Genomic DNA, 17,877 nt, shown 5'->3' with positions numbered 1-17,877 from the left:
TCATGACCCCTGCCTCGGTCCGGCGTCCGGCCACGGCTCCTTGGCGTTCGCGTCGCGGTGCAGGACGTGGACCGTTTCGACACGGTCGCTCGCCACGACGTACTCGGTCACCTCGACCGGCTTCTGGTCGCCTCCCGAGGTGCCGACCCGCACGATCTCCAGCACGGGCAGGTTGGTGGGGATCTCCAGGAGGGCTGCTTCGTCTTTGCTGGGCATCCGGGCGCGGTGAATCTCCATCCAACTGATGGGCCAGTGTCCGGCGTTCTCGAGGTGGTGCAGCCACTCGCCCGCTGCCGGGTTCGCGTCCAGGTCGGCGACGACGTCGGCGACGCGTGGGTGAATCCACGAGATGTTGATCTGGAATGGGGCTTCGGACGCTGGTCCGGTAACCCGAAACCGGCGAAGCACTTCGGTGCCGGGCTCCACACGAAGAAGCTTGGCGATGCGGGGATCGTCAAGTGGGGCTGGCGCGCTGACGGCCTTGCCGTGACGAACCCATAGCTCCTGGCTGCTCGCTGACGGGAACGAGTAGCCGGTTGCTTGCTCGTTGCGCTTGACCAGATCGCCGCGGGGTCGACGTGGGCGCATCGTGCCGTAGCGAACGGCAATGCCGCGTCCCTGGACAGCCCACACGTAGCCCTCCGTTTCCAGCAGGGCGATGGCCCGCCCGATGGTGTCGCGGTTGGCGTCGTACTCGGCGGCGAGGTCGTTGAGGGTCGGAAGGCGCGCACCCGGCTCCCACTCTCCGGCTTCGATCCGCTCTCGGATCCTGGACGCGATGTTCAGGTAACGCGAGTGCACCGGCACGTCCACACCTCCCCGCTTGTCCCGTGACGATCCTTGACTCTGGGCCAGATTGTCCCCAGACTATCTCGTATCAATTGTCCCAAGACAATCCGATGTCGAGGGTCGCCCCACGGGGCCGGCGCACCGGGGTGCCTCAGGAGGCGGGTGGACGTGACTGGAAAACGTGGCGAGCCTGAAGAGCAGCGGCCCGCGAGCAAGCCGGCGATGCCCGATATCCCGACGGTTGTCGTGGCGGAAGTGCCGCAGGTCTTCCTCCTCATCAGGGAAGAGGAGGTTGTCGGCTACCTCTTCGACCTTCCATCCGGAGTGGTTGCCATCCTCGATGGCGCACGGGAGATCTTCCGATCCGACTTTCTGGAGGACTTCACGAGGTTCTTCGGCCCCCGGCTGGACCTGGACATCGCGAAGGTTCGACAGGGCTCCTGAACGCGCGTCTCCGGCCCTTGCGCGGCCCGGGCTGTCCACTGCGTACTCTCGGGTCCCGTTTCCGGTGTTGCCCCTCGCCCCTCGGCCCCTCGCACCACCGCGCCGACGAGAGCTTGCCGGGGTGTTCACCCTGCTCCGACGGCATCGGGAAAACTTGATCTAGGCGCGGCCGGCGGAACGTGATCTTATACGCACCGGCGATCCGTAACACCGCGCAAACCGACGATTAACCGTCGGCGGCTTAGGTGGGGGAGCGCTCCCATGAGCGGATCGTGATCGAGGAACAGCTCCACAAGGGAGCCATCGAAAGGAGCCTCGTGGCTACAGGCACGAGCGGAAACAGGCTGCGACGACTAGCGATACCGACGCTTGTCGTCGCCCTGATCACCGGCATCACCGGGGTTGCGGGATCGGCGTCGGCGGCCCCCGGAGGGGCCTCGGGCAGCGGCACCACCAGCTACTTCACCGCCGGGCAGGACAAGAAGGTCACCCTGACCGACGGGGCCGACCGTCGACCCGACGGCCGCAACGAGGCCAGCCCGCGGGCCGCGACGGACGCCGGTTCGGGCAGGTACGTCGTCGAGTTGGCCGAGGACCCGCTGACCGCGTACGCCGGAGGTGTGTCCGGGTTGGCGCGGACCCGTCCGGAGGCGGGCAGCCGACTGGACGTGACGTCGGCACCGTCGCGGGCGTACCGGGGACACCTCGACGCGCAGCGTAGCGCCGTCGCCGCCGCCGCCGGGGTCACCGTCGACGCGGCGTACACCGCCGCCTTCAACGGGTTCTCCGCCAAGCTGACCGCCCAGCAGGTGACCACCTTGCGGGCGGACAAGCGCGTCCGCGCGGTGACCGCCTCGCGGGCCCTCGGCACCCCGACGCCGCCGCCCACCGCGCCGTCACCGGCGACCCCGGCCCCCGGCGCTCCGCCGGTCACGGCCCCGGCCACGCCGGCGCAACCCCCGGCGGGAGGCCCCGCCGGCAAGCCGGTCAAGCCCGGCCCCGGCACGGGCGCGGGCATGGTCATCGGCGTTCTGGACACCGGTATCTGGCCGGAGAGCGCGTCGTTCGCCAAGAAGATGACGGCCCCCTCGACCTGGCACGGCACCTGCCAAACCGGTGTGGCCTTCGTGGCCGAGCACTGCAATGGCAAGATCGTCGGCGCCCGGTACTTCGCCGACTCGTGGCTCGCGGACGGCGGCTCGTTGCCCGAGGGCGAGGTGCTGTCTCCCCGCGACATGAACGGGCACGGCACGCACACCGCGTCCACGGCGGCCGGTCTGCCGATCCCGGACGTCACCATCGACGGTCGGCACTTCGGTCCCGTCTCCGGGGTGGCGCCGGACGCCCAGATCGCCGTCTACAAGGTGCTCTGGAACGGCATGGGCTACGACGCCGACATCATCGCCGGCATCGACGCCGCCGTCGCCGACGGCGTGCAGGTCCTGAACTTCTCCATCGGTAGCGACCTCGGCGACTGGGAGGCCAACACCCCCATCGGCACCGCCTTCCTCAACGCCACGCTGGCCGGAGTCTTCGTGGCGGCCTCGGCCGGCAACACCGGCATCGTGAGCGGGGCGATCAGCAACGCGGCACCGTGGGTGACCACTGTCGGCGCGGCGGTGACCAAACTCGACGAGGCGACCGTCAGGCTGGGCGACGGCACGAAGCTCGTGGGCGGCTCGCTGGACGCGCTGCCCGCCGGCGACGCGACGATGGTCTTCGGCGACCAGGCCGGTACGCCCGATCTCGGTGCGGTCTACTGCGAACCGGGCAGCCTCGACCCCGCCAAGATCAAGGGCAAGGTGGTCGCCTGCGCGCTGTCCAACATGTTCGCCTCGGCTGCCGAGATCAAGGCCAAGGGCGGCGCGGCGATGGTGGTGTTCGACCCGGTCGGCAACTATCGGATCAACTCGATCTTCAACTTCCCGGTCGTCTACCTGCCGACCGAGAAGCAGGCCGGCACGCTGTTCAACTACCTGATGCGCCACCCGACCGACGCGAAGGCGTCCCTGCGCAGCGGCGGTGACGGCTCCAGCGTCCCCGGCCTGCCCAGCGTCGCGGACTTCTCCTCCACCGGCCCGTCCAGTGTGGCCGTCGGCGTCCTCAAGCCGGACCTGGTCGCGCCGGGTTCGGACATCATCGCCGCGGTCTCGCCGGCGGGCAACTTCGGGCGCGCGTACGACGCGTACTCGGGCACCTCGATGGCCTCGCCGTACGTGGCCGGCGCGGCCGCGGTGTTGCGTGCCGCGCATCCGACCTGGTCACCGGGCCGGGTCGCCTCCGCGCTGCGGACCACCGCCACCGACACGGTCGGCACCAGCAGTCCCCTCGACCAGGGCAGTGGCTTCGTCAACCTGGCCGGGGCCACCGACCCCGGACTGGTCATCGAGCCCACCGCTGCGGACCTGATCGCCTTCAGCGAGACGGCCGCGCCGGACGGCAAGGAACTCAACCTGCCGGCCATCTCGTTGCGCGAGTACGACGGGACCCGCCCGGTGACACTCACCCGCACCCTGACCAACGTGGGCAAGGCGCGGGAGACCTACCGCTCGTCGGTGTCCGGGTTGGCCGGCATGAAGGTCACCGTGACGCCGTCGTCGGTGACGCTGGCGCCGGGCAAGTCCGCGACGGTGACCATCACGCTGCGCCGGGGCAGCGCGCCCTGGGACCGGTACGTGACCGGGTCGATCGGCTGGCGCGGCAAGGCCCACAGCGCCCGCATCCCGGTCACCGCCCGTCCGTGGGGCATCATGCCCCGTCCGTACGCTGACGACGGCGAGGAATTCGGCCGGATGACCAGCGGATCGTTCGGCTTCGTCCAGCCCGGCTTCACCGGACCGCTCGCCGGTCGCAGCACCGGCTACACGCCGATGCAGCGGGCGTCGTACTCGATCCCGGCGGGTGTCTACGGCGGCGTGTTCGACCCGAAGGCCGCTGGCGTGAAGAAGTTCGACTTCACCGTGCCGGCGAACACCGCGGGCATCATGGTCGAGACCAACACCGACGACCCGAACACGAACCTGGACCTCTACCTTTACAAGGGCGACGAACTGATCTACAGCAGTGACAGGTACTGGACCAGCACCGAGCAGGCGTACAAGTTCCTGCCCGAGCCGGGGCGCTACACGGCGTACGTGTTCGCGCAGTTCCCGGGCGGCCCGGTCGTCGACTTCCAGTTCGGCCACGCCATCATCGGCCGCAACGCGAAGTACACGGGCGCCACGCTGACGCTTCCCCGCACGGTGGAGCGCGGTTCGTCGCAGCAGTTCACGCTGAAGCCGAACAAGCCGCTGCCCGCTGGCGACTTCTGGGCGTACACCGAGTACAGCACCAACGGCACCACCATCCCCGGCAACCTCGTCTACACCCAGCAGAGTGCCTGGGAGCAGTAGCCCGTAGACGGTGGGGCGGTGCCGATGTGCGCCGTCCCACCGTCGCTCCGCCAGCTGCGGCTATCTGTCGTACCTGCCACCGTCCATCCGGAGGGTGGCGCCGGTCAGGTAGCCGGAGACCGGGCTGGCGAGGTACGCGACGAGATCGGCGTACTCGCGGGGATTTCCGATGCGGCCGACGTCGGTGCCAGCGCGAATCGGGGCGGCGTTGCGCTCGACCTCCTCCCACGTCTCACCCCACCCGTTCTCGCGGCCGAGTTCCATGAGGTACTTGCGGGTGGCGGGGACCAGGATGGCCCCGGCCGCGATGGCGTTGGAGGTCACTCCGGTGTGCTTGAGGTCACGGGACAATGACCGGGCGAGGTTGAGCCGGGCAGCGTTGCTGGCCGCGTAGTGCGGCTGCCCCGCCGACGGCGTCTCACCTGTCACACTGCCGATCTGGATGACACGGCCCCATCCCTTGGCCCGCATCGCGGGGACCAGGTGTCGGATGAGACGGACCGAGCTGAGCACGTTGAGGTTGTACATGTCGGCCCACGCGTCCGCGTCCAGGTCGGACCACAGTGATTCGGGGTCGTAGCTGCCGGCGTTGTTGACCAGGATGTCGACCTCTCCGGCCTGGGTAGCCACGGCCTCGGCGCCGACATCAGTGGCGAGGTCTCCGATCACGGCCTGACCGCCTACCTTCTGGGCGATCTGCTCGGTACGGGTCCGGTCTCGGCCGTGAACGACCACGGCAACGCCCTCGGCGGCCAGGGCCGCCGCGATCTCCGCGCCGAGGCCGCTGCTCGCGCCGGTCACCAGAGCGCGCTTGCCGGCTAGCTGCAAATCCATCGTCTTCCCCCGTTGCCTCCGAAACGGCCGGGCCAGTGCTCGGCGCCGTATCGGACTGTGACTCGCAAATAATGGACCCGCAAGTCCAGAATCGGGATCGACAATCCACGCGACCGAAAGCCCCGCCGGTCTGCACCCCTCGGCCGAGCCTGGTCGAACGGTGGGGCGATCGTGGCGATATCGACCGATTGGGGCGGACGGGAAGGTGTCCCGATCGTCCAGGGCAGCGTTGCAGCTCGTGGTCCCGCCCTTCAGCGCAGCGGGTACGCGGTGAGGCGATCGGCGAGTTGCTTCGGGTGGCTGAGCGGCACGCAGTGGCCGCCGCCGATTTCATCCGGGACGACGCCGAGTCGGTCGGCGGCCACCCGGCGCTGGAAGTCCGCCGGGAAAAACTGGTCCTCGCGTGCGAGGAGCACAGTCGTCGGCACATCAGGCCAGGAGTCCAGGGGCCACGGCTCGTTCCCCTCCGCGCTGACCTGGTCCCGGCTGCGTGCCGCTGCTTCCGCGATGACCTCGGCCGGGACACCGTTGTAGAACTGCTCCTCCGCACTGAGCCCTTCGGCGCTGCGGTAACCGGTGTTGGCCCACCAGTCACCGGGTTTCTCACCGGGCTTGGGGATCATCGGTGTGAGCAGGACGAGCAGCCGCACCGGCAGCTTGTCGGCGATGAGCGGCGCGGTGAACGCACCGTACGAGTGCCCGACGACCACGAGGTCGCTCCGGTCGCCGATCGCGTCGACGACCGTCTGGCCGAACTCGGCGAACCCGGCGGACCTGTCCTCGATCGGCAGCTCTGGTGTCACCACGTCGTGGCCGCGGCTGGTCAGCTCGGGAACAAGGAGATGCCAGTCCCAGGCGCTGCCCCCGCCGCCGTGGATCAGAACGAAAGTCGCCATGCCCCGAAGCCTCACACGCGGGTGTGACAGCCACCGCTTGAACCACCCGCGCGTCTGGTCGAGAATCGGCGCGGTGGATGACGGGGACTTCTCTCTGGACTGGGTCCGGTTGCTGGGCCACCTCGACCGGCAGGTGTCGTCCGGGCTGCTGTCGCCGGACACGGCGACGTTGCCCGACCTGATGAGCAGCTACCAGGTGCCGGGGGTCGGCATCGCCGTCGGGCACCTGGGCGGGCAGGTGTGGGCGGCGGGGTACGGCGTCACGGGTGGCGAGACGGCGACGCCGGTGACCGAGCGCACGACGTTCGCGGCCTGTTCGATAAGCAAGCACGTGGCCGCGTTCGGCGCACTGCGACTGGTCCAGGACGGTGTCCTGGACCTGGACACCGACATCCGTGAGTACCTCACCTCGTGGCAACTGCTCGACCGCGCCGGCCGGCAACCGACGGTCACCGTACGACAGCTGCTGGCGCACACGGCGGGCCTGTCCGACACCTGGTACCGGGGCTATCCCGCGGACCGCGTCCCCTCGCTGTCGCAGGTCCTGGACGGTAGCGGCCCGACGACCACCGCGCCGGTACGGGCGACCCTGTTGCCGGGCAGCCGTTTCCGATACTCGGGCAGCCACTACTGCGTGCTCCAGCAGTTGCTCGTGGATGCGACAGGTACGCCGTTCGAGGAGCTGATGCGCGCATCGGTGCTGGACCCGGTGGCGATGGTCGACAGCAGCTTCGACGAGCGGTTTCCGCACCAGCGGTCGCATCTGGTGGCGCGGGGCCACCACCTGGGCGGCACCGCGATCCCCGGCGGGTGGCGTACGCAACCGGAGCTGGCCGCGGCTGGACTGTGGAGCACCCCGACCGACCTGCTCCGGCTCGACCTGGAGATCGCCCGAGCGGCCTCGGGGCATTCGGAGCTGCTCGGCCGCGACCTGGCCACCGAGATGTGGACGCCGCAGATTCCGGGCGGCTCCTACGGGCTCGGCACCGAGATCGGCGACCGCGCCGGGTGTCGACGTTTCGGGCACACCGGGTTGAACGTCGGCTATACCTGCTTCTCGTACGTGTGGCCCGACAGCGGCTTCGCGGTCGCGGCGATGACCAACTCCGAGGACGGCTGGGAGATGCTCGCCAGCCTCCGCGCCGCGGCGGACCGTCGGTACGCCACACGTGTCACCACCGCACCGCTTGGCGACGTGTCGGGCCGCTACGCCCTGCGCGACGACTATCCGATCGACATCGCGGTCACCGACGGTCACCTGACCTTCGCCGCTGGCGGCCAGCAACCGGTGGTGCTGCGGGCAGACCAGGACGGTCGCTACCTCCACCCGGGACTCGATCTGGAGATCCGGTTCCTACCGGCCAACGGCCAGCCCGACATCGTGGAACTGCGGCAGGAAGGGGTGACCCAGACCGCGAGACGGTCGTGATGGCGACGGGCACCGAAAGGATCTTGGTTGTACTAGTCTTCCCGCCATGGCTTTGCGACCCGACCAGTTCTACGACCACGCGATGGCCGTCGCCGACGGCGAGCGGCGGCTACCGCTGGCAGACATGACCGGATGGGACATCAGCCCGTTCGACCAGGATGGGTTACGCGTCGCGCCGCTGCGCCCCCCGGTGGTGCCCGACCCCCCTCGACACGGCGAGGACCCGGCCGAGTGCCGCAACTGCCAGGAGCGCGACGAGGGAATCTGGTTCAACGATCACTGGCGGCTGGCCCGGGTCACGGGTGTGGGTGTGCCGTTGGCGCTGATGCTGTATCCGCGCGACCACTACGACATGGCCGACCTCCCCGACGATCTCGCCGCGGAGTTGGGGTTGCTGACCACGCGAGTCGTCCGCCACGTGCAGGCCCTGCCGCACATCTCGCGCGCCCACGTCTACCGCATCGGTGACGGTGCCGCCCACCTGCACGTCTGGTTCTTCGCGCGGCCCGAGGGCCAGGCGCAGCTCTTCGGATCGTGGCTGGTCGTCTGGGACGACCTCCTGCCGGAGTATCCCGCCGACATCGCCGAGGCCGACGCCGCGGTCGTGGCCGACGCCCTGGTCGCCTCGCACGGGGGCCGCCGAACGGCCGCCTCCTCACCGCCTGCCCGACCTGCTGTCTAACTCCCGTACGCGGGAGAAGAACGCCGACAGCAGGAGCATTGCGAATATCACCAGGTTGATGATCCACCGAGGATCGTCGACGTGCAGCGCCGCAGCGAACTGGTCCCTTTCCGCCGCGGTCAACACCGCTGTCGACCGCTGCGCGGCGGCGAAGTCCAGGCGATCAGGGGCGAACACGAGATAGGTCCAGATCCGGTGGACGAAATACAGCGCGGCCGAGGCGACGAAGAGGACCCGACGGGTGCCGGGATGCCAACCGAGCACCAGCAGACCCGGGAGGACGACGAGCTCGGTGGGCACGTTCGCGGCGATCGCGATAGGAATGCTGGGCACGAACATCGTCACCACCGTCTCCCCGGTGACCGAGGAACTGTCCAGCGCGGTGCCCACCATCATCAGCCCGACGGCACCGCCGAACGCCAACAGCGCCATCGTGACACCGCCCAGCGCGACGAGGCCGTCTTCCACCCAGGCACTGAGCGGCGGTCTCCGGCGGACCCAGCGCGCCGCGAGCCCGATCGAGACCGCCCATCCGCCTCCGATCAGCAGCGCGATCGGAAGCGGTAGGAACTCCATCAGGGACAGACCCTGCACCACCACCGTGAATACCGTGACGAGGGCGAACGGTGCGACCTGAGCAAGACGTTGCTTCATGCGTCCGGACGTTAGGAGGGACCGGCCGGGTACCGCATCTGCCAATCGGCCTAGCGGTGGTTTACACCGGGTTTATTCGAGTAGACCGGCTTCGCGGGCGTGCGCGACGGCCTGCAGACGGCTCCCCGCCTCGAGCTTGCGGAAGATGTGGTTGAGGTGCGCCTTCACTGTGCCGGGCGCGACGAAGAGCACCTTGGCGATCTCCGCGTTGGTGCGGCCGGTCGCCAACTGGTGCAGCACCTCCAACTCGCGCGAGCTGAGCGCCTCGGCGGGCTTGCGCAGCCCCGCGACCGGCTCAGCGGCGACGGGTACGGGCAGCTGCGCCGGAGCCGTGTCGGCCACGGACGGGGTGACGGAGAGCCAGCGGACGGCCAACACCGCGATCGCCAACACGAATGCGCCGAAGAGCGGGATCACCCACCACTCGCCGGTGCCACGCTCCACCATCGCGAACGACAGCCCAACGGTGACCATCGCCCACACGAAACAGCCGATCAGGACTGCCGCGATGAACAGGCGTCTGCGGTTGGGCGATGACCGCAGCCATGCGGTGACGTGCATCGACAACTCCCCGAGATCAGAAACCGTGCCGAGCCTAACCCGAGAACTCGTGGGCGCGTGGAGCAGCGACGCGGGACATGAATCGCCACCGGTTCAGGGATAGCTACTGCGCGGTGCCGGCGAGCAGCCACCGCCGGACGGGAATCTCCAGAAGCACCCGGTCGCTTCCCGCGCCGACGTCCCAACCGCCGTATTTGCCGGCGAACGCGGTGACGATCGCGCTCGGGAACGCATCGCGGTGCACCTGGGCGACGCCCTCGGCCACGACGGGAGCGTCACCGTCCTCCAGGGCCAGGGACACCCGTGGGTCGGCCAGGATGCTGCGGACCTTGACGCTGCGGCTGTCGCAGCCGATCCACCAGGTCGCGGCGGCGTAGACGAACCAGACCGGGGTCAGGTGCGGGGAGCCGTCGCGCCGCAACGTACACAGCCAGACGTTTCGATCCCGGGACAGGCGTAGCTCGACGTCCGCCGATGGTGTGGTGCGGGGCTCGGTCACCTGGCAAGTCGATCACAACGCCCGGGGTACCGGGCACCCGCGCCGTCAGGTGGCCGGCGCCCAGGATGGGCGCCAGGTCGGCGTGGGGAGCGGCGCCAGGCTCGCGACGTGGTCGAGGACCGCCCGCAGGCCCGGGTGCGGGTTCGCCCGGGGGAGCAGGAGCGACAGCGGGTACGCGAGCGTCGGGCGCACGATCGGGATGCGGCGTAGGTCGTGGTTCGCCGGCCAGAGGTACCTGTCCCGCGAGCCGACCACTGTTGCCACGTCGGCGGAGTCCGCGAGGATGTCCAGGAGGACCTCGTCGCCGAAGTGTGGGCCCGCCGCGTCGATGCGTAGGTCGAAGTCGGTCGCGAGCTGGTCGTAGAAGTCCGCCCATTCGCTGCGCGGCGCGATGCCCGGCACCCAGATCCGGTGACCGCGCAGCCGCGCCGGGGTCAGTGTTCGGGCGCCGGCGAGCGGGTGTCTCGGGCCGACGAGGAGTTCCAGCGGGGAGTCGAACGCGTGGATCATCCGCACGTCGCGCGGCAGCGTGGTCGGGTCGGTGACCGAGCGGAACGAGGCGTCGACGTCGCCGGCCTGGACGGCGGCGACCGCCGCACGCGGATCGTCGACCCGCAGGGTCACCACGTCGAGGGTGATCTCCGGATGCGACCGCCAGTAGTCGTGCAGGACCACGGCCTGCGCGGTTCGCAGGCCGAGCACGTCGATCCGCAGGGCCCGCGAGCCCGGCCTGATCGCGGCGACGGCACGGTCGACACCGGCCACGACGTCCCGGGCGTGCGGGAGGAAGGCCTGGCCGTCGAGTGTCAGCTCGACCCCTCGGGCGGTACGGGTGAACAACCGCACGTCGAGGTCACGTTCGAGGGCCGCGATCCGCTTCGACACGGCCTGTTGCGTCACGCCGAGCTCGTCGGCCGCCTGTTGCAGTTGGCCGAGCTCCGCCGCTCGGACGAACGATCGCACCGCCTCGGTATCCACTGACGAATTATGCCTGCCCACAACCAGTGGTTGTGACTCGCCCGTAAGGTGGTTGTTTGATTCCGCAGCGCCCTGTGCGGTGGGATGCCCGGACCGGAACGTCTGGTGTCACGGGGGTCGCATGCGTACACGGTTGGGGCCGAACTTCGGTTGGCTGTGGTCGGCCTACGGGGTCAGCACGTACGGCACGTGGCTCGCCTTCGGCGCGTTTCCACTGCTCGCGGTGCGGGTGCTGGACTCGTCGGCATTCGCCGTGTCGCTGCTGGAGGCGGCGGGGCTCGCCGTCGCGGCGATCGTCGCCCTCGCGCTCGGGCCGTGGGTCGAGCACCGGGCCAAGCGTCCGGTGATGATCGCGATGGACCTGGTCCGGTTCGCGGCGATGGCAAGTGTCCCGGTCGCGTACCTTCTCGGCGTGCTGTCGTACGGCCAACTGTTGGTTGTCTCGGTGGTCTGCGGGACCGCGAGCATCGCGTTCACCGCCGCCTCCGGCGCGTACCTGAAATATCTGGTCCGTGGTGAGCACCTCCTGGTGGCGAACGGGCGGTTCGAGGGCACGACCTGGACGGCGGTCGCGGTGGGCCCGCCCCTCGGTGGTGCGCTCGTCGGGTTGCTCGGCCCGGTCGTCACGGTCCTGGCCGACGCTCTCAGCTACCTGCTGTCCGCGTTCGCGGTCCTGCGCATCCGGGGCGGCGACGCCGCGGCGCCCCGCGACCGGGCCACCCGGCTGCGTCCGGCCGACCTGCCGCACGGCTGGCGACTCATCCTCGGCGACCGCGTCCTGCGGGCTCTGTTCCTCAACTCGGTGCTGGTCGGCGGCCTCATCATGGCCACCGCCCCGCTGCTGGCCGTTCTCCTGCTGGGCGAGTACCACATGCCGGCCTGGCAGTACGGTCTCGCGTTCGGCATCCCGGCGCTCGGCGGGTTCGTGGGTGCCCGCCTGTCCGCGCCTCTCGTGCACCGCCACGGCCGGTACCGGGTCATGGTCGTCTCCGGGTGGCTGCGGTCGGTGTTCCCACTCGGTCTCGCGTTCGTCCAGCCCGGCATCCCCGGGCTGGCCACCGTGATCGTGGTCGAGGGCCTGCTGATCACCTGCATGGGCGTCTTCAACCCGATCTACGCGACCGAACGCCTGCAACGGACTCCGGTGTCGCACACCGCCCGGGCGCTCAGCACCTGGACTGCCAGCAGCAGACTCCTCCAGGCCGTCCTGATGGTGATCTGGGGTGTGCTCGCCACTCTCACCAGCCCGCTCGCCGCGATCGCCGTATCCGGCGTCCTCCTGCTCGCCACCCCGCTGCTGCTGCCCCAGCGGGAAGACCTCTCGGCCCCGGAGCCGGTCCGGCCGGCCGAAGACGTCCGGGTGGCGTGACCACTGCGCGCTTCGACCCAGGATCACCGGTCCTTGCGGAGCAGGAAGGTCACCGCCTGCCCGTCGGCCCTGCCGAAGGTGCCGTCGGTGGGATGGCCCAGCGTGGCGCCGAGGGTGCGTACGTGCAGATCGACCACCGACTCCACCAGGTCGGCCAGCACGGACACCGTGGCGCGGCCGTGTCGCCACCCCGCCACGCACAGCCCGAGGCCGATGAGCGCCGCGGGCCACCACAGCAGGCCGAGCGCCAGATACAGCAGCCCCCAGCCCACCCGCCGGGCGGCGGCGGTGAAGTCGGCCTGCGCGAGGGCGAGCGGATTCCGGCTCTCCTCGGGCAGCAGCAACCACAGTCGGGGCCAGGCCGCGGCCAGGTCCAGGCCGTAGCAGTCCCGCACCCGTACCGCCGTGGCGAGCATGCGGTCACCGATCCAGGTCGGCCGGTCCGGCTCGGTCACCGCGATCCGGTCACAGGCGCGGGCGAGCGCCTGGGTGTCCGGCAGCGGTCCGGTGGCACCGTCGCGAGACCGCAACCGGCGTGCCTTGTCCCGCAGCGCGTTCTCGTAGCGGTCCACGGCGGCGTGCCACCGGCGTCGCCGTCGACGGGTCACGGCCTCGCCGGCCCGGCCCCAGCCCTGCGTCCAGAGGGCCACGACCAGGCGTTCCAGGCTCTGGGCGACAGTCGCGGCGACGACGCTGGCCAGCACGACACCGAGGACGATCAGCAGCGCCGAGCCGGTGCTCCGGGCCGGTGACCCGAGGGCGAGCCGGTCCACCTCCTGCCGCAGCAGCCCCAGGTCCCACCAGTGGGCGTGGCCGAGCCGCACCGCCGCGGCGCACACCGCCACGAACACCACACCGGGCAGCGCCAGACTGGCGAGCCACCGCTCGGCCAGCTTCCCGCCGAGCGAGGCGATGACCGCGTTCACCGGTCCATCCGAAACGCCGGAAGCGGGCAGTCCCACACGGCGCAGCGGGGCGGCGGGTCGGCGTCCGGCCGGGGGATCTCCACCCGGTCGCACAGGTCACCGGGGCACACCTGGACGACTTCGGGGCGGCGGCCGTGGATGCCGGCCAGGGGCAGGTACCGCTCTCCCCGGACCGTCGTGTCACCACCGACCAACCCGCCGCGACGCATCAACTCGGTCACCTCGGCCAACACCGCGTCCCTGCCCTCGTCGGACAGTGACAGGTCCCGCAGCCGTGCCAGGGCCTGGGCCGGTGCCGGCCCGAGCAGGTCGCCCACCTGCGCGATGTCGGCGCAGATCCGGGCCAGCCGGGCCGCCCGGTCGTCGTCGAGTCGCCTGTCCGGCGCCGATTGACTCATCAGCTGATTATCTCCTGTCGATGTCGGCGCGCGGCTGGCAGGCTGGGGAGCAACCGCGACGGGAGGTGCGCCGGTGGGTAACTACGCGAGGGACGTCGTCGACCACTGGCGTCGTGCCGCGGCCAGGCAGCCGCACGGCGACCGGCGGTGGACCCAGGCCCAGGTGGAGCTGGGGGCCGCGCTGCTCGACAGGTACGCCCAGGACCACGCGCGGGAGGACCTGATCGAGGCCACCGTGGTGCTGGAGGCCGCGATCCGCACGATGGCCGACTCCTTTCTGGCCGAGGAGTTGGGGACCGCGCACGGTGTCCGCGCGTTGGCCACGTACACCGATGTGCTGCTTGCCAGAGCCCAGGTCGAGAGTGATCCGCAACTGCTGGACATCGCCGAGCAATATCTGCAGTTCGCCGAGGACTCCTCCGCCGACCTCGGCAACAGCGCGGTGCTGATGCTCAAGACCTGTCAGGTCTATCGAGCCCGGCACACCTTCGACGGCTCGGTCGACACGCTCTACCGGGTGACGTTCCAGGCCAAGATGGCCGAGCGGTGGATCAGCGAGGAGCATCGGCCCACGCTGCGGGGCATCCACGCCGAGGCGCTGCTGCGCGCCTACCAGCTCACCGGGGTGGAAGACTACGTCGACGAGGCGTTGGAGCTGGTGTCCTCGGTGGACACGACCGGGCCCAACCAGGACCAGATCGTCATGCTGCGAGCCCGGTGCCTGCTGGCCAGGGCCGCCGGGACCACCCACACCGCCGATGCCGAACGGGCCGTCGCGTTGCTGCGGGCACACACCCCGCAGAGCAACGCCCCGCGTTTCCTGGCCGGGCAGACGTTGCTCACCCTGGTCGACCGCACCGGCCGCGTCGAGTTGCTCGGCCAGGCGTGGGAGGAGTTCCTGGCCGCGCTGAACACCGTTTCCGAGCGGCATCCGGACCACCGGGCGGCGCTCGCCAGCCTCTCCGGCGTCGGCATGAAGACGCACCAGCTGACCGGCGACATCTCCCCGCTGGAGACGGCGATCGGCCTGCTGCGCCGGGCGCTCGCGCTCTCCGTACGAGGCGAGGCCAACCACGCGTCGTACCTGGACCAGTTGGGCTACAGCCTCCGGTTGCTCTACGACGCCACCGGCGAGCCCGCCTACCTGGAGGAGGCGCTCGTCCTGCTGCGCAGAGCGCTGGACGCCCTGCCCGCGCGCGATCCGCAGCGCGTCGAAACCGGGCTGTCCATCGCCCAGGCGTTGCGGGCGACCTACCTGCGTACCGGTGAGACGGCCCTGCTCACCGAGGCCGCCGAGCGGGCCCGCGTCGCCGGCCGCATCGACTCCGGCGCCGTACCGGTGCGGATCCAGGCCTTCGACAAGGCGGCCTACACGCTTACCGCGCTGGGCCGGTGGGAGGAGGCGACGGAGGCCTTCGACGAGGCCATCACGCTGCTGCCACGGCTGGCCTCCCGGGGACGTACCCGACACGACCAGTACGCCGACCTCGGCTCGACGGCCGGGTTGGCGGCGACGGCCGCCTCCTGCGCGATCGGCGCCGGGCAGCCCGAGCGCGCCCTGGAACTGCTGGAGCGTGGCCGGGGTCTGCTGCTGCACCAGCGGTTGACCGCCGACGGCGAGTGGGCGGCGCTCCAACGCGCCGACGGGCGCCTGGCCGCCGACTTCCAGCGGATGCGCCGGGACTTCGAAGCGCCCGTCCCCGAAGCGTCCCGACCCACCACCTTCGGGCGGGACCGGGAAACCGAGTGGAACGTGCTGCTGGCAACGATCCGGGAGCTGCCCGGCCTGGGCGACTTCCTGCGCCCGCCCAGCGCCGGGCAGGTGCTCGACCAGGTCGACGGGACCGTGATCGTGCCGATCGCGAGCGAGTTGCGCTGCGACGCGCTCATCCTGCGGCAGCACCGCGTGACGGTGCTGCCACTGCCGGACCTGTCGCTGACCGACGCCATGACGCAGCTGCGGCTGCTGCAGGAGGCCACCACCACGGCGTACGACCCGGCGGCGGACGCGCGGAGCCGGCTGCGTGCCCAGTCGGTGCTCACCGGCGTACTGCAATGGTTGTGGTCTGCCCTCGTCGGGCCGGTGCTGGCCCGGATCGACGCGACCGGGGCGCCCGGCGAGCTGCCGCGCGTCTGGTGGTGCCCGGTCGGCCCGCTGGCGTTCTTTCCCCTGCACGCCGCCCAGGACGGCGCCGGCCGGTCCGCCCTCGACCGGGTGGTCTCCTCCTACACCCCGACCGTGACCGCGCTCGCCCGCAAGCGCACCGGGTCCCGCACGTCCCGGCCCGACGCCCGGTCCTGCGTCGTGGCGATGCGCGCCACCCCCGGCGGCCCGGGAGCGCTGCCCAGCGCCGAACACGAGGCCGCGTCGGCGGCGCGGGCGCTGCCCGGAGCGTGGCTCGGGCTGGACGCGAGGGCCACCCGGGAACAGGTCCTGGAGCGGTTGGCCGACTCGGCCTACGCGCACTTCGCGTGCCACGCGGTGGCCGATCCGCACGACCCGGCGCAGGGCCGGCTGCTCGTGCACGACCACCAGGACAGCCCGCTCACCGTGGCCGACGTGTCCCGGCTCGACCTGGACGCGGAGTTCGCCTTCCTGTCGGCCTGTGCGACCGCCCAGGCCCCGCCGACCCTTGTCGATGAGGCGCTGCACATCACCGGCGCCTTCCAGCTCGCCGGGTTCCGGCACGTCATCGGCACCCTGTGGGAGGTCGACGACGCGGTCTCCCTCGCCCTGACCACCGCCTTCTACGAGCACGCCGACGCGACCGGGGCGGCGGCGTACGCGCTGCACGCGGCCGTGCGGGGGCTGCGGGACCGCTACCCGCTGGCGCCGACGCTGTGGGCGGCGCACATCCACACCGGCGGCTGACCGCCGCCGCCCGCCGGCCGACGCCGGTCGGTGTCAGCGGGTGACCCGGACCAGCGCCCGGGCCCTCTCCGTGTCGGGGTGGCCCGGGCCGTGCACGCGTTCGCACCCGGCGAGCGCGGCCCGCGCCTCCGGGCCGGCCCGCCGGTCACCGGCCTCCACCAGCAGTTGGGCGAAGAGCGTCCGCATCTCCAGGGTCGCGGGATGGTCGACGCCTCGGCCCCGTTCACTGTCCGGCAGCGTGTCGGCCAGCAACCCGATCGCCTCGGCCCGCCGGTCCACTCCGGCCAGCGCTCTGGCCAGGGAGTGCCGGGCGTGCAGACGTACACCGTCGGTGTTGCTCAGGGCTCGCCCGGCGTCGTCCGCCAGCGACCGGGCCGCGTCGACCGCCTCGGCCGCCCGGCCGTTGTCGAGCAGGACGACGAGCAGGTTGCTGCGGGCCTGGAGCGTCACCGGGTTGGTGGGGCCCACCGTCCGGCTCAGCCGCGTGACCACGTCCCGCAGGGCCCGCTCGGCCTGCTGGCTGCGGCCCTGCAGGTGCTGGAGCCCGGCCAGCTTCATCTGGCAGGTCAGGGTGTCCGCGTCGTCGCGGCCCAGCGTCCGGGCCATGCCGTCGGCGACCTGCCGCAGCAGCGGCTCGGCCTCGTCCATCCGACGCAGCTCGATCAGCAACCAGCCCAGGTTGTTGCCGCTGCGCAACGTCTCGGCGTCGGAGTCGCCCAGCACCCGACGCCGCGCCTGGTAGACGTCCCGTTGCACCCGTTCCGCCTCGGCGTGGGCGCCGCGCTGCCAGAGCGCGAAGGCCAGGCTGTGCTTGCTGCGCAGGGTGTCCGGATGCTCCGGCCCCAGCGCGGAGCTGCGCAACCCGACGATCTCCTGATAGACGGCCACGGCTTCGTCGATGTCGTGGCCGCGCACCAACTCCTGCGCGTAACGGGACCCCGCCTCCAACGTCCGCGCGTCGGTCGCGCCGTACTGCTCGTGGTAGGCGTGGTACTGCAGCCCGAAGGCCACCGCACCACCGACCGTCTTGGTGGTCGAGCGGCCGCCCTGGGTGACGGTGATCTCGACGACCGGCCCGGATGAGGTCGACTCGCGCGGTGGCTCGTCGTCGCCCTTACGGTTGCGGTTGAACCATCTGCCCACCGCCCGCACCT

The 17,877-nt window shown here is 70.9% G+C and carries 16 protein-coding genes; 6 read left to right on the top strand and 10 right to left on the bottom strand.

Annotated elements, in window-relative coordinates:
• On the bottom strand, positions 1 to 801 hold the full coding sequence (locus ACGFH8_RS24650; protein WP_393371773.1) for a GntR family transcriptional regulator: 801 nt from the start codon (positions 799 to 801) through the stop codon (positions 1 to 3).
• A gap of 150 nt (positions 802 to 951) precedes the next feature.
• Between ACGFH8_RS24650 and ACGFH8_RS24645 the strand changes: the two genes are divergently transcribed.
• Positions 952 to 1,233 (top strand): hypothetical protein, encoded by a 282-nt coding sequence (locus ACGFH8_RS24645; protein ID WP_393371122.1) that lies wholly within the window; start codon positions 952 to 954, stop codon positions 1,231 to 1,233.
• A gap of 317 nt (positions 1,234 to 1,550) precedes the next feature.
• Entirely contained in the window at positions 1,551 to 4,625 is a 3,075-nt protein-coding gene (locus tag ACGFH8_RS24640) for a S8 family serine peptidase (protein ID WP_393371119.1), read from the top strand.
• A gap of 60 nt (positions 4,626 to 4,685) precedes the next feature.
• Here the strand turns inward: ACGFH8_RS24640 and ACGFH8_RS24635 are convergent, their stop codons facing one another.
• Both ACGFH8_RS24635 and ACGFH8_RS24630 read right to left on the bottom strand, forming a co-directional pair.
• Positions 4,686 to 5,459 (bottom strand): SDR family NAD(P)-dependent oxidoreductase, encoded by a 774-nt coding sequence (locus ACGFH8_RS24635; RefSeq protein ID WP_393371117.1) that lies wholly within the window; start codon positions 5,457 to 5,459, stop codon positions 4,686 to 4,688.
• 251 nt (positions 5,460 to 5,710) lie between these two features.
• Positions 5,711 to 6,355, bottom strand: a complete 645-nt coding sequence (locus ACGFH8_RS24630) for an alpha/beta fold hydrolase (protein WP_393371114.1) — start codon at positions 6,353 to 6,355, stop codon at positions 5,711 to 5,713.
• A 73-nt stretch (positions 6,356 to 6,428) separates the two neighbouring features.
• Here ACGFH8_RS24630 and ACGFH8_RS24625 point away from each other — a divergent pair, with 73 nt between their 5' ends.
• Both ACGFH8_RS24625 and ACGFH8_RS24620 read left to right on the top strand, forming a co-directional pair.
• Positions 6,429 to 7,784 (top strand): serine hydrolase domain-containing protein, encoded by a 1,356-nt coding sequence (locus ACGFH8_RS24625; protein ID WP_393371111.1) that lies wholly within the window; start codon positions 6,429 to 6,431, stop codon positions 7,782 to 7,784.
• A 46-nt stretch (positions 7,785 to 7,830) separates the two neighbouring features.
• A complete protein-coding gene (locus tag ACGFH8_RS24620) occupies positions 7,831 to 8,466 on the top strand; it encodes a hypothetical protein (RefSeq protein ID WP_393371108.1) in 636 nt (211 codons plus the stop codon).
• Here the strand turns inward: ACGFH8_RS24620 and ACGFH8_RS24615 are convergent.
• The 4 genes from ACGFH8_RS24615 to ACGFH8_RS24600 all read right to left on the bottom strand — a co-directional run bounded on the left by ACGFH8_RS24615 (position 8,440) and on the right by ACGFH8_RS24600 (position 11,158).
• A complete protein-coding gene (locus ACGFH8_RS24615) occupies positions 8,440 to 9,120 on the bottom strand; it encodes a hypothetical protein (protein WP_393371106.1) in 681 nt (226 codons plus the stop codon). The genes ACGFH8_RS24620 and ACGFH8_RS24615 overlap by 27 nt on opposite strands.
• Positions 9,121 to 9,192: 72 nt before the next feature.
• A complete protein-coding gene (locus ACGFH8_RS24610; protein WP_393371103.1) occupies positions 9,193 to 9,681 on the bottom strand; it encodes a response regulator transcription factor in 489 nt (162 codons plus the stop codon).
• 103 nt (positions 9,682 to 9,784) lie between these two features.
• Positions 9,785 to 10,180, bottom strand: a complete 396-nt coding sequence (locus tag ACGFH8_RS24605) for a pyridoxamine 5'-phosphate oxidase family protein (protein ID WP_393371100.1) — start codon at positions 10,178 to 10,180, stop codon at positions 9,785 to 9,787.
• A 45-nt stretch (positions 10,181 to 10,225) separates the two neighbouring features.
• Positions 10,226 to 11,158 (bottom strand): LysR family transcriptional regulator, encoded by a 933-nt coding sequence (locus ACGFH8_RS24600; protein WP_393371097.1) that lies wholly within the window; start codon positions 11,156 to 11,158, stop codon positions 10,226 to 10,228.
• Between the two features lie 121 nt (positions 11,159 to 11,279).
• On the opposite strand from ACGFH8_RS24600, the gene ACGFH8_RS24595 reads away from it, so the two are divergent.
• Entirely contained in the window at positions 11,280 to 12,527 is a 1,248-nt protein-coding gene (locus tag ACGFH8_RS24595; RefSeq protein WP_393371094.1) for an MFS transporter, read from the top strand.
• Between the two features lie 23 nt (positions 12,528 to 12,550).
• Here ACGFH8_RS24595 and ACGFH8_RS24590 read toward each other — a convergent pair whose 3' ends face one another.
• Positions 12,551 to 13,453 (bottom strand): hypothetical protein, encoded by a 903-nt coding sequence (locus ACGFH8_RS24590; RefSeq protein WP_393371091.1) that lies wholly within the window; start codon positions 13,451 to 13,453, stop codon positions 12,551 to 12,553.
• Positions 13,450 to 13,851 carry a hypothetical protein gene (locus ACGFH8_RS24585; protein ID WP_393371088.1) on the bottom strand — a complete coding sequence of 134 codons (402 nt, stop codon included), beginning with the start codon at positions 13,849 to 13,851 and terminating at the stop codon, positions 13,450 to 13,452. The genes ACGFH8_RS24590 and ACGFH8_RS24585 overlap by 4 nt, the downstream gene beginning before the upstream one ends.
• A gap of 73 nt (positions 13,852 to 13,924) precedes the next feature.
• Between ACGFH8_RS24585 and ACGFH8_RS24580 the strand changes: the two genes are divergently transcribed.
• Positions 13,925 to 16,723 carry a CHAT domain-containing protein gene (locus tag ACGFH8_RS24580; RefSeq protein ID WP_393371085.1) on the top strand — a complete coding sequence of 933 codons (2,799 nt, stop codon included), beginning with the start codon at positions 13,925 to 13,927 and terminating at the stop codon, positions 16,721 to 16,723.
• Positions 16,724 to 16,756: 33 nt separating this feature from the next.
• Here the strand turns inward: ACGFH8_RS24580 and ACGFH8_RS24575 are convergent, their stop codons facing one another.
• Positions 16,757 to 17,866, bottom strand: a complete 1,110-nt coding sequence (locus tag ACGFH8_RS24575; protein WP_393371083.1) for a tetratricopeptide repeat protein — start codon at positions 17,864 to 17,866, stop codon at positions 16,757 to 16,759.
• Positions 17,867 to 17,877 lie beyond the last annotated feature (11 nt).

Origin of the sequence: Micromonospora sp. NPDC049175 (assembly GCF_043197345.1) — a bacterium.
In the GTDB taxonomy this organism is placed as follows: domain Bacteria; phylum Actinomycetota; class Actinomycetes; order Mycobacteriales; family Micromonosporaceae; genus Micromonospora.
Note: the sequence above shows the minus strand (reverse complement) of the source record. Positions and strands in the feature narration are given on the sequence as shown.